Origin of the sequence: Acinetobacter sp. PK01, from assembly GCF_022819285.1 — a bacterium.
Classification (GTDB): Bacteria; Pseudomonadota; Gammaproteobacteria; order Pseudomonadales; family Moraxellaceae; genus Acinetobacter; species Acinetobacter tandoii.
The window spans coordinates 971,186-983,346 of record NZ_CP094643.1; the positions used below are offsets into that span (position 1 = coordinate 971,186).

A 12,161-nucleotide genomic window follows, 5' to 3' on the forward strand; every position below is an offset into this window, starting at 1 on the left:
AGAGGTCTAGAACCATGTGGTTGTTAGTTTTAGAAGGCTTGGCAATAGGATGTTTGCTTGGCATGACGGGTGCTGGCGGAGGAATACTCGCAGTTCCTGCACTGATGGCGAGTCAGGGATGGAGTGTAGCTCAGGCAGCCCCAGTTGGCTTATTGGCTGTTACCTTATCCGCTTTTGTGGGAACAATTCAGGGTTTCTTCAAAAAAATCGTGCGTTATCGTGCTGCGATTTGGATTGCACTGATTAGTATTCCTTCAGCACGTTATGGTGTACAGCTTTCTAATATCATTTCTCCAGTCTGGTTGAGTATTGCTTTTAGCTTAGTGATGTTGGTGGTGGCTTATCGAGTCTTTTTTAATAAAGTCAATGATATGGAAAATCCACCTTGTAAAGTGAATAAATCGACTGGACGACTCATCTGGAATTTCAAAACAGCTTCTGTATTGGGTTTTATTGGTGTGGTTGCAGGGTTGTTGACTGGACTACTAGGTGTAGGCGGAGGCTTCGTGATTGTGCCTGCATTGCGCAAGGCTACTGATCTAGACATGAATAGTATTGTTGCAACTTCACTGATGATTATCTTCTTGATCGGTGGTGTAAGTATTTCAATCCATGTATTGGATGGTTTTCAGTATCCTATCAGTATTTCAGTAACCTTTGTGATTGCCTGTATTGTGGGTATGTTATTAGGACGTAAAGCAACAAACCTTGTGCCATCAAGCGTTATTCAAAAGATTTTTGCCATAACTGTGATTGTGGTCGCTATTTCAATGTTGGTTAAAGTGCTGGCTTGATGTATCCCAAGATTGATATAAGACGATAAATCTACAACTGAAGATAAAAAGTAAAGCTAAGGATGGGTCGTCATCCTTAGCTTTACTTTTTATAGCAATATTACGACATCTACCAATCGCTCATCATGATGAAGAGCATATTCTATGTGTGAATGCGTTGAAGCTAATCGAATTATGCTCAAAGACTCAATATGGTTTTAATGTGTAAACGCTTGTTTATTGTGATCACGCCATTCGGAAGGACTTGTGCCAAACCAATGTTTAAAATTACGACTGAAAATGGAGAGTTCTGCATAACCGAGTTGTAAGGCTAGATCTGTGAGACTGACATTACCCGCGTTAATCATACGAAGCGCTTCTTTCTTGCGGACGTTTTCGAGCAAGCCTCGATAAGTCGTGCCTTGCATTTTTAAGAGCCGTTGTAACTTTTTTGGATGCATGCCCATACATAAAGCAATATTTTCAATACTACAGTCACCTGTTGCCATTAACATGCGAACTGAGCTTTCAATTAGAGAAGTGTCGTTATCACCTTTGGTACTACTTTGCGTTTCCAGTCGCTGTACGATCAGTTGATCTACCAGATCTTCATTAAACGCATAAGGTTTATGCGTTAAAAAACTGGCTGGAAAATACAGTGCATCTTCTTCTGTTTTGAACTCAACTCGGCAAGCGAAATGGTCAGTAAATACTTTAGGGTGTTTGGGAGCATGTTGCTTAAGATGAATTTTTTCGGCATGCCATGCGGGTCCAATCAAATCTTTTAAAATGTTAGTCACGAGGCAGATTGCCAGTTGTGACTTTTGTGGGACTTCGACATTGTATTCACTTAAGCGAACAAAAGAGAGTTTACAAAGTTGTTCACTCACTTCGCTGACATGAAAAACCACGCCTTCAGCATGCAGATAGACATATTTCTGTGCAACACGTAATGCATCTAAAATAGTCGATTGTCGGGACATATACACGCCAATTAAACCAATCGTGCTAATATTTTGTAGTGCGCCAAGTTTTAAACCAAAACATTCTTCTTGGCAGTGCAAAGCAGCATTTTCTAATAAACTTAAATAATGATCATAATGAATGAAAGCATCTGGATCGCGTAGTAAAGATGGCAAAATACCGACTTGTTTTAATATTTCTATAGGATTTACACTGTAACTACGAACAAGTTCTTCGAACCCGCCAAGGCTGGCTGCACGGATATAACTTGCCATAACAATGATCCTGAATGTCCTAAAAGATCAAGTTAGTGTCCTAAAAAGTCAAGCTCAATTCAAGTGTTTTGTTAGAGTAGAGTAAGAGATTTTCTCCATTTAGGCATAAGAACGCGTCTACCACCGTTAGCCATTAAAAGGAAAGACTATGGAACTTACAGTTCAGTCGCATTTAGAGCAAACAGTTATCGAACAGACATTACAAGACTGTTTCCAATTACAGCGCACGAGCTTTCATCAGCAAGGCATTGAAAGCAATTCACAACGCAAACAGCATTTATTGAATTTAAAGGCCATGATCAATAATCATCGGGAAGCGATTATTGAAGCTTTAAATCGTGATTATGGCAATCGTTCACGTCATGAAACTTTACTGGCAGAAATTATTACGGCTACTGACGATATTAATAGCAGTATTAAACATTTGAACCAATGGACGAAGGTACAAAAGCGTAGAGTCGATCACAGCATGTACTTTGGTGCCAAGAATCGCCTAATTCCTCAACCACTGGGTGTGATTGGCGTTATTGTGCCGTGGAATTTTCCAGTCAATTTGATGTTCTCGCAATTGTCTGCCGTGTTTGCTGCGGGGAATACCGCTATGGTGAAAATGTCGGAAAATTCACGTCATTTGGCAGAGTTGCTTATTGAGATTAGCCCTAAATATTTTGCCAAAGAAAAATTACAAATTTTTGATGAAACAGGCGAAGTTGGTGTCGCATTTTCAAAACTGCCATTTGATCATCTGATGTTTACGGGTTCTGGTACTACAGGACGTAAAGTAATGGCGGCTGCGGCTGAAAACTTAACTCCTGTGACTTTGGAACTCGGTGGTAAATCACCTGCGGTCATCGATCCAGAATATCCTACCGACAAAGCGGTTGAGCGGATTATGTTCGTGAAGCAGTTTAATGCGGGACAAATTTGTACCAATGTCGATTATTTATTTGTGCATGAATCGAAACTTCAGGAATTTATTGAAACTGCGAAGGCTTGGGTGCAAGAGCATGTGCCTGATATTCATAGTAAAGATTATACTTCGGTGATTGATCATCGTGCTTACCAGCGTTTAGTTCACAGTCTAGCTGACGCTGAAGCCAAAGGGGCAACGCTGATTAATTTAAACCAACAAGAAGCCGATGCTGCAACACGAAAAATTCCGCTGACTTTGGTGCTCAACAGCACTGCTGAGATGGAAATTGATACGCGTGAAACCTTTGGTCCCATTTTGATGGTGAAAACCTATCAAAGCCCTGATCAAGTGGTCGATTACATTGTACATCGTGATCGACCATTGGCATTTTATCCATTTAGTCACAATAAACGCTTAGTCGAGTTCTATATTAGTCATGTCATGTCGGGAGGTGTGTCTGTAAATGATGCATTATTCCACGTTGGACAACATGACTTGCCTTTTGGTGGTGTGGGGGCAAGTGGGATGGGGCATTATCATGGTTATGAAGGCTTTCTCACGTTCTCAAAAATGCGCCCAGTATTTTATCAGGCAGGGTTTTCGAGTTTGAAGTTTCTGGCGCCGCCGTATGGCAAGTTTGCCACTTGGGTGCTGAATTTTTTAATTCGTATGAAGTCTTAGTTTTACTGTTTAAACCCTTAAATAGGGCAGTTGAGCTTCAGAATAATTTTTGAAGCTCAGGGCTGATGCATGTTTAAAAATAAAAAAAGCTATTAAAGGAGTTAATAGAATGGGTGATCAACATTTTGATTTTGATCAGATTGTCATTGGATCTGGTTTTGGTGGTTCGGTCAGTGCGCTACGCTTAAGTGAAAAAGGCTATAACGTCCTGATCTTAGAGAAAGGTTTACGCCGCGAAGACCATGATTTTCCAACCACCAATTTAGATACCAAAAATTATTTGTGGATGCCTGAATTAGGATTCAAAGGCACCATGCAATTTACCTTTACCAGTAAGACAACCATCTTACATGGCGTAGGGGTCGGTGGCGGCTCACAAATTTATGCCAATGTACATTTGATTCCACCCGATGCGGTTTTTGAGTCAGAGGCATGGACTAAAATTCGGAAAGACTGGAAAGAAACGCTCAAACCATTTTACGGTTTGGCGCAGCGCATGTTAGGAACAACCCATAATACCTATACCAATGTAGCAGACCATACCTTAAAAGCAGTCGCAAGCGAAATGGGCTATGCCAATTCTTTTAAAACGGTGACTACTGGCGTCTTTTTTCCGCAAGCGGATGGTCAACAAAATAAAGCAGTGAAGGACCCGTATTTCAATGGTGATGGACCAGAACGTAAAACTTGCAATTACTGTGGTGCATGTATGTTGGGTTGCCGTAATAATTCGAAAAACACCTTGATGAAGAATTATCTGTATTTTGCCGAACGTAATGGGGTTGAGATTCGTCCAAGTTCTGAAGTCATCAAAATTACCCCGCTGAATGAAGATGGTAGTGCAGGTTATGAAATCATTGTTAAAGAAATACTAGGGAAGCAGGTTCGTCAATATAGTCTACGCAGTCGTGGTGTGGTGCTGTCCGCGGGAGTCATGGGTACTGTGCCGATGCTGCTCAAGATGCGGGATCAACACAAGACTTTACCGAATATCTCGAAACTCTTAGGGCAAGAGATTCGCACCAATTCGGAAACCTTAACCACAGCGAACAACACGCGTGAACGATTAGATGATGGCGTAGCGATCAGTTCCTTTATTTCAGTCGATGAAGATACCAATATTGAGGTGACTCGTTTTCCTGAAGGGGCGGATGCTTCTTGGATCTACATTCCTTATGTACCTATGGTCACAGGACAAGGTTTTATTCGTTTTATGAAGTTTGTATTCAATACCTTGTTACACCCTTGGAAAACTTATAAAGTCCTGCGTTATAAGGGCAAAGCTAAAAATTCTATTATCTTATTGGTCATGCAAAAGTCAGAAGCCTTTATTCATCTGGAATGGCGCCGTAAGTGGTATCGATTGTTTAAAAATAGTATTACTGCAGTTCAAAAGCCTGAAGACACACCATTGACGGTTTCATTCCCTGCGGCTGAAAAAGCGACCAAACTGATTGCTGAAAAACTGGGTGGAGAACCTGGTTCTGCATTGACAGAAATTATATTGGGAACACCTACCACAGCTCATATTATGAGTGGTGTGCCGATGGGGCGTGACCAGTCAAATGGTGTGGTTGATTTTACAGGGCAAGTATTTGGTTATAAAAACCTACGTGTGATTGATGGCTCAATTGTCCCAGGTAATTTAGGGGTAAATCCATCTTTAACCATTACTGCATTGTCTGAATTTGCCATGAGCCAAATTCCAGTCTTTTCTGAACAAAAAGCTTCGAAGATCAAGCGTATTCAGTTCAGTCAGCCTTTAGATGGGCAAGTCTCGGAATTAAAAGGTACGGGTGACTTAGCGATTGCCTTGGCTCAAGCTTAATAGATTCAATATTTGACCTATGACTCAATGGGTAGTTATAGGTCAAATTATCCAATATATTGTTTTATTAAAAAAATTTTTTAGTATTTTTCAAGACTAAAACTAAGTGTAAGCTATAATCAATTTCATTTGAGTGAATTAAAAAAATGGAGATGGTAATTTTATACTTTATATATTTTAATAAAATATAATTATTTTAATTGTTTAGTGTGTATTTATTTTAGTTTTTCGAATTAGGCTTTGTAAAATATCTCATCAGCACTCGGTGAGTATAATGAATAGTGTAAAAGATAATAATTTTCAGTTAGATTGTGGGTCATGGTTTACAATATGTTGTTTTGTATCTTAAATCTCATGTAATGAAGCTGAAATAATATAAGTGTTTGAATATAAAAATAAATAAATTATTAAGAGTTGTGGTTGTCATAAAATTGTCATAAATATTTAAGTAAATTTTAAGTTTAAAAACTTATTTTTTAATGAATCAATTTATGGCGAGATGACTATGACGACATTCATCTTTGGGAAAAAATTTTCAACTACATTTAGTGGTCTGAATTATTATAAAAATCATAAAATTTATGAAAATTCTGTATTAAAACTAGAATATTTGAATGGATTAAACTGTCAGAAAAATTATCGAGTCGTGTCACATCAAAAAAAGATGATGCTCCATATTCATGCTGTGCAAGAAGGCCAACCTGAGCGAAAACAGGTGGAAGCTTTTATCAGTACTAAGTATCAGGAAATGCATAAAGCAACATTATCACATTATTCCTCCACCTTATTTGTAGGGGAATTTCAGCATCAAACTCAAGTGGCGATTGGCATTGAACCGCTCAAGTCCCATCAGGCATTTTTAGAGCAGTACCTCGTACAACCGATTGAACAAACGTTAACAAAAATGATTCAACGCGATGTGGCGCGAGACAAGATTGTAGAAATTGGTAATCTGGCCTCTCAGAACATGGAATACGCCAAAATGATCGTGGCATTTTTGGTGTTCTATCTCACGGTAGCGGAAGTCGAGTGGGCGGTATGTACGGGTACGATAGCCGTACGTTATGTACTACAGCAAATGGGGTTGCATTTTCATGTATTAGAAAAGGCAAATCCTGAAGTGTTGGGTGAAGCCAAAAAACAGTGGGGAAATTACTATCAGCAAAAACCATTGGTGTTGGCAATTAATGTTGCTGATGCTTTGGCTGTAACCCAACAACATTATGATTTCAAAGTGAATCATGCTGCAATCAGTGGGGGAAGTCTATGAATCAACTTTTCGATGTTATTGCAGCGTATGCTAAACAAACGCCTAAACGTGAAGCGATTGTGACCGAAGTACGTACAGTAAGTTATGCAGAACTTCATCATGCTATGGAACGCCTCAGTAAGGAACTGGGGCTGTTACAGACGCAGAAACTTGCGATCTGGGGCATGAATAGTATTGATTGGGTGTTGATTGATTTAGCTGCTAAAAAAGCAGGGATTACCGTGATTCCGATCCCTCTATTTTTTAGTGCTCAGCAGATTTTACATCTGTTAAAAGACAGTGCAGTCGATACGATTTTTATGGCAGATGTAAATCTTACCCTGTCAGCGTATCACCTTGATTGTGTGGCGCAAAATCATACATGGTTGCATACCTTGAGTGAGCAAGGCCGTATTCAACAATTACTTAATGCTGAACAGGCTTCTGGCACTTTTATTCGTTTAAATGTGACTGCACCAACAACGATGGATTCTGTCGTTCCTGCAAAGATTACTTACACCTCAGGCAGCACAGGTACACCTAAAGGGGTATGTCTGGCGGAAGACACGATTCAGTCGATTACAGAATCGCTCAGTGCAGCATTACAGTCGAGCCAATTGGGACGACATTTATGTTTGATTCCATTTGCTACTTTATTGGAAAACATTGCAGGCATTTATGTTGCCTTGAATATGGGACGTTCAATTGTAGTCGATAATGTCAGTCATTTTGGACTGGTATCGAACCATGAGTTTAAGGTGGAAAACTTTGCAGCAACGGTACAGCAATACCAGATTCAGAGCGTGATTTTGTTGCCGCAAATGCTCAAGGCAATGGTGGAATATATTCAGCAATTTGGTGCTCAGGCTTTTGCGAGTTTGAAATTTATTGCAGTTGGTGGTGGTAAGGTTTCGACTGATTTGTTGTTGCAGTCGCAACAGTTGAATTTGCCTGTTTATGAGGGTTATGGACTATCAGAATGCGCTTCAGTGGTTAGCCTCAATTTGCCGAATGCCAGAAAAATTGGCAGTGTCGGCAAACCATTACCCCATGTAGATGTGCAAATTGCGGACAATGGTGAGGTGGTAGTACGCGGCAATGCCATGCAGGGTTATCTCAATGAGGTTGCAGTTGATCCTCTGATTCACACAGGTGATGCAGGCTTCTTTGATAAAGACGGTTATCTGTTTATTACGGGTCGTATTAAGCAAATTATTGTCAGTAGTTTTGGGCGCAATATTTCACCTGAATGGGTGGAATCGAATGGTTCGAGTGAACCCGAAATTAATCAGATTGCTATCTTTGGGGAAGCACAGCCTTATCTTTCTGCCGTGATTTATGCCAAAGACAATGTATCGGATGGCATGTTAGCGCAAGCGATACAGAAAGCGAATGACCGCATGCCTGACTATGCCCAAATTAAGCAATGGTATCGATCATCAGAACCATTTTCACTGAATAATCAGATGTTAACCGACAACGGGAAATTGAGACGCAACGAAATTAAAAAGCAATTTGGGCAGTATTTATCGCTTCAATGAGCTGTCGTTCAGCTAAGCAAACGATAGCCGCAATAAGACCTGAAGATTTAATTTCCACGCATAAAATTTCACTAAATAGTGAGTAAAGATATGAATATTGAACAATCCGTATTTGACCTTGAGCATAGCGACAGCTATTCACCATCAAGCCATGCAGAAATTAAAAATACCTTACGTGAGCAAGGTTGGATTTTACTCAGACATGAACATTATGACGTGCACCGTTTTAGTGAGTTGATGACAGCCTTATGCCAAAAGCTGACTTATGATCCTGCTCGTGAAAATATCACGCAACAATCTCAGAAAGTGGATGCAGGCACTCAGGCTGTTGGGTTGCATATTGAAAATGGTTCTACGCCATTACCTCCAGATATTATTGCTTTTTTTAGTGAAGTGAGTGCTTCTCAAGGTTCACAGACCACTGTGTGTGATGGACATGTAGTATGGAAAAACTTATCCGAGCCGTTAAAACAAAAGTTTGCTGCACCGATGACCATTAGCCGCTATTTACCAAAACAGATTTGGCAGAAATATGTGGCGACTGCTTTCAATATTGCGGAGGTGGATTCGGTAACTTGGGAGGATTTAAATAAGTTTATTCGGATGATTCCAGGACAAACGATCACTCCCTCTCACGATCAAGGTGTGGAATACCATCTGCAAATGAACATGATTCGCCATGATAATTTGAAAGGCGTGCCTGCATTTGCCAATACCATTTTGGGACCCTCCTACAATTATCAAAAACCGAAATTTACTTTTGCGGATGGTCGCGAGATAAGTCAGGAACTGATTACAGAACTTGCGGAACTTTGCGAACAGCATACGCAGGAAATTGAATGGCAAGATGGTGATGTTGCGATTATCGACAACAAACGTTTTATGCATGGTCGACGTGAAATTTTAGTCCCTCTTGAGCAGCGTAAACTCTATATCAGTATGGGTTTAGGATTGAACGAAACATTTTAAGCACTAGTCTTAATACAATGAAAAGGAATAGGGTTATGTCAAATTTAACTGCAGTGATTGTTGGGGCAACAGGTGGCATAGGTAAAGCTATCGTTGAAAATTTATGTAAAAACAATGTGAACGTGATACTTGTGGCACGTAATGCTGAAGCATTACAAGTTATGCAGGCAGAGCTTAAAGCACAATATCCTCAATTAAAGCTACAAAGTCTGCGTTGCGATTTGAGCGATGCCGAGAGTCGTGAACAATTTATTCAAGCACTGACGCAGCAAAAGATTCACATTAATTACTATATTAATAATGCAGGGGTGAATGATTTTTCTTTGTTTAGTCATCAATCTAGCGACGCGATTGAACAGATGATGCTGATTAACGTGGTTTATCCACTGCAATTGATTCAGCACATTATTCCATTAATGTCGAAAACTGCACCAAGTCAAATTATTAACATGGGTTCGACTTTTGGCAGTATTGGTTACCCAGGTTATGTGAGTTATTGTGCCAGTAAATTTGCCTTACGCGGTGCAACCGAAGCCTTGGCACGTGAATATTCCAACTCACCGATTCAGTTTAAATACTTTTCACCTCGGGCAACCGCCACCACCATGAACAGTCCAGTAGTAGTGGAAATGAATGCAAAGCTGGGTGTAAAAATGGACAGCCCTGCTTTTGTAGCTGAAGAGCTATATCAATTTTTACAGAACGATAAGTTGTACTATCAAGTGGGATATCCTGAAAAAATCTTTGTCAAAGTGAATCAGGTGCTACCGAATGTGGTGTCGAGCTCGATTCAAAAAGACATTGATAAAATTCAAAATTTTGCAGAATTGAACCACCCAAAAATCACGACGGTTTCATCAACGTGAACTGTTTTAAGTGGCTGAACTGACGAGCACCTATCTGGGTGCTCGAATCTCTACAAAAGACTAACTTTTGGGCTGAATACTCTCGATTGTTGAAATAAAGTCTGTAAATTTTTGACCCTGAATGACCACATGGGCTTTCAATAAATCTTCAGCTTGTTGTTCATCACCTGCAAAAATGGCATCTAAAATGGCATTGTGTTCCGAAAAAGAATTATTCATTCGATTATTTACACGAAGCTGTAGTCGTCGATAGGGATGTAAACGTTTATGTAAGGTGGATGCTTGTTCAATTAAAAAAGCATTATGACTGGCCTGATAAATGGCAAAGTGAAATAAGCGGTTGGCTTCATAATAGTTTTCTGAATCATTTTGCTTTAAATAATCCTGACACAATAGATGCAAACGCTGTAATTCTTGTTTTTCTTCAGGTTGAATACGACGTGCGGCTAAACGTCCACACATGGCTTCTAATTCAGCCATCACTTCAAACATTTCACATAAAGTTAATGGGTTAATGGTCGGAATAATGGCGCCACGACGTGGGCGAATTTCGACCAGACCTTCGGCTGCAAGAAGCTTTAATGCCTCACGAATTGGGGTACGAGAAGCACCATAGCGATCACACAGTTCTTGTTCATCAAGTTTGGTTCCAGGTAAGAAGAAACCATAAATAATATCGTCCTCTAACTTTTTACTAATTTGAATAGAAAGAGGGAGTTCTGCAATAGAAGTCATACACCACCAAAAATTGTATACAATTTATGTTTATTTGAGTACAAAACATTGTACACTGAATACAGATAGGCTATAACTATAGCAAATTATAAGTCAGATTATTAGAAGCAAAGCATGATCCAGGGAGGATTCAGCGATGATTATTTACGGAACAGCCATACTGGCAGTCTGCCATCTACTCGGTGTTTATCTAGGCAATATTCTAGGTATGGCACTTGGCGTTAAAGCCAATGTTGGTGGTGTCGCAATTGCCATGATTTTACTCATTATCTCAAAGGAGCTTTTAGCAAAACGTGGACACCTGCCACAAGTCACACAGTTCGGTGTGTTGTATTGGTCAGGGATGTACATTCCAATCGTGGTTGCCATGTCAGCAGGGCAAAACGTAGTTGCCGCTTTATCAGGCGGTATGTTGGGACTGATTGTTTCTGTCGCTTCACTCATTGGTACGGTATTGGTCATTCGTTGGTTAAACAAATCTAGCGGTGATTATGCAACCTATGAATGGTCAGTTGAAACAGTAGAAAAAGCGGTCTAACAGCCAGTCAGGCATGGATACAGAATAAAAACGGTTGGTTAGGTTACAAGGAAGAAACGTAATGGAAGAAATAGTCACAGTATTGACGAAAAATGCGTTAGTCACAGCGTTGGCAGTAACGGGGTTGATGATGTATGTCTCGCATCTCCTCTCAAAATATCTGACCAAAGGTAAATTACAAAGTTCAGCGATTGCCATCACCATGGGCTTGGTTTTGGCGTACTTTGCAGGCGTATATACCCAAGGTGAAAAAGGCATTTCAGACATCGCAATTTTTGGTGGTTTTGCTTTGCTTGGTGGCGCCATGTTACGTGACTTGGCAATTGCTTCTACTGCATTTGAAGTCGATGTAAAAGAAGTCAAGAAAGCAGGCAAAGTTGGCCTGATCGCGCTGCTGTTGGGTTGTGTGATTCCCTTTGTGATTGGTGCTATGGTCGCTTGGCTCATGGGCTATAAAGATCCAGCATCTATGACCACAATTGGTGCAGGCGCAATGACCTATATCGTGGGCCCAGTAACAGGCACAGCAGTGGGTGCAAGCTCAGAAGTAATTGCGTTATCAATTGCGATTGGTTTGATTAAGTCAGTGTTCTTTATGGTCGGAACACCATTACTTGCAAAATTCATGTATTTAAAAAGCCCTCGTTCTGCCATGGTTTTTGGTGGTCTGGCGGGTACAACCAGTGGTACAGCGGCTGGCTTGGCAGGTACAGATGTGCGCTTAGTTCCTTATGGTGCTTTAGTTGCAACATTCTATACAGGTTTGGGTTGTTTGCTCGCTCCATCGGTATTTTTCCTCACGATCAATGCCATTTTCGGTTAATCAAAGC

General features: G+C 40.3%; 11 protein-coding genes. 9 read left to right on the forward strand and 2 right to left on the reverse strand.

What is annotated here, in order from left to right; translation table 11 throughout:
* Nucleotides 1-14: 14 nt before the first annotated feature.
* A complete protein-coding gene (locus MP622_RS04650; RefSeq protein ID WP_016166437.1) occupies nt 15-794 on the forward strand; it encodes a sulfite exporter TauE/SafE family protein in 780 nt (259 codons plus the stop codon).
* Between the two features lie 197 nt (nt 795-991).
* Here the strand turns inward: MP622_RS04650 and MP622_RS04655 are convergent, their stop codons facing one another.
* The gene (locus tag MP622_RS04655; RefSeq protein WP_243792755.1) at nt 992-2,011 is read right to left on the reverse strand and encodes an AraC family transcriptional regulator; all 1,020 of its coding nucleotides are present in this window, start codon (nt 2,009-2,011) and stop codon (nt 992-994) included.
* Between the two features lie 148 nt (nt 2,012-2,159).
* Here MP622_RS04655 and MP622_RS04660 point away from each other — a divergent pair, with 148 nt between their 5' ends.
* The 6 genes from MP622_RS04660 to MP622_RS04685 all read left to right on the forward strand — a co-directional run bounded on the left by MP622_RS04660 (nt 2,160) and on the right by MP622_RS04685 (nt 10,058).
* The gene (locus MP622_RS04660) at nt 2,160-3,605 is read left to right on the forward strand and encodes a coniferyl aldehyde dehydrogenase (RefSeq protein WP_044740357.1); all 1,446 of its coding nucleotides are present in this window, start codon (nt 2,160-2,162) and stop codon (nt 3,603-3,605) included.
* 109 nt (nt 3,606-3,714) lie between these two features.
* Nucleotides 3,715-5,433 carry a GMC family oxidoreductase gene (locus tag MP622_RS04665; RefSeq protein ID WP_243792756.1) on the forward strand — a complete coding sequence of 573 codons (1,719 nt, stop codon included), beginning with the start codon at nt 3,715-3,717 and terminating at the stop codon, nt 5,431-5,433.
* Between the two features lie 664 nt (nt 5,434-6,097).
* The gene (locus MP622_RS04670; RefSeq protein WP_243792758.1) at nt 6,098-6,703 is read left to right on the forward strand and encodes a thermostable hemolysin; all 606 of its coding nucleotides are present in this window, start codon (nt 6,098-6,100) and stop codon (nt 6,701-6,703) included.
* Nucleotides 6,700-8,223 carry an AMP-binding protein gene (locus tag MP622_RS04675; protein WP_243792759.1) on the forward strand — a complete coding sequence of 508 codons (1,524 nt, stop codon included), beginning with the start codon at nt 6,700-6,702 and terminating at the stop codon, nt 8,221-8,223. Before MP622_RS04670 ends, MP622_RS04675 begins: the two co-directional genes overlap by 4 nt.
* Before the next feature lie 90 nt (nt 8,224-8,313).
* A complete protein-coding gene (locus MP622_RS04680; RefSeq protein WP_243792760.1) occupies nt 8,314-9,192 on the forward strand; it encodes a TauD/TfdA family dioxygenase in 879 nt (292 codons plus the stop codon).
* Between the two features lie 35 nt (nt 9,193-9,227).
* The gene (locus MP622_RS04685; RefSeq protein ID WP_016166429.1) at nt 9,228-10,058 is read left to right on the forward strand and encodes an SDR family oxidoreductase; all 831 of its coding nucleotides are present in this window, start codon (nt 9,228-9,230) and stop codon (nt 10,056-10,058) included.
* Between the two features lie 60 nt (nt 10,059-10,118).
* Here MP622_RS04685 and MP622_RS04690 read toward each other — a convergent pair whose 3' ends face one another.
* Nucleotides 10,119-10,793 (reverse strand): GntR family transcriptional regulator, encoded by a 675-nt coding sequence (locus tag MP622_RS04690; RefSeq protein WP_016166428.1) that lies wholly within the window; start codon nt 10,791-10,793, stop codon nt 10,119-10,121.
* A gap of 136 nt (nt 10,794-10,929) precedes the next feature.
* Here MP622_RS04690 and madL point away from each other — a divergent pair, with 136 nt between their 5' ends.
* The gene (gene madL / locus MP622_RS04695) at nt 10,930-11,331 is read left to right on the forward strand and encodes a malonate transporter subunit MadL (RefSeq protein ID WP_243792761.1); all 402 of its coding nucleotides are present in this window, start codon (nt 10,930-10,932) and stop codon (nt 11,329-11,331) included.
* 61 nt (nt 11,332-11,392) lie between these two features.
* Nucleotides 11,393-12,154 carry a malonate transporter subunit MadM gene (gene madM, locus MP622_RS04700; RefSeq protein ID WP_243792763.1) on the forward strand — a complete coding sequence of 254 codons (762 nt, stop codon included), beginning with the start codon at nt 11,393-11,395 and terminating at the stop codon, nt 12,152-12,154.
* Nucleotides 12,155-12,161: the final 7 nt, after the last annotated feature.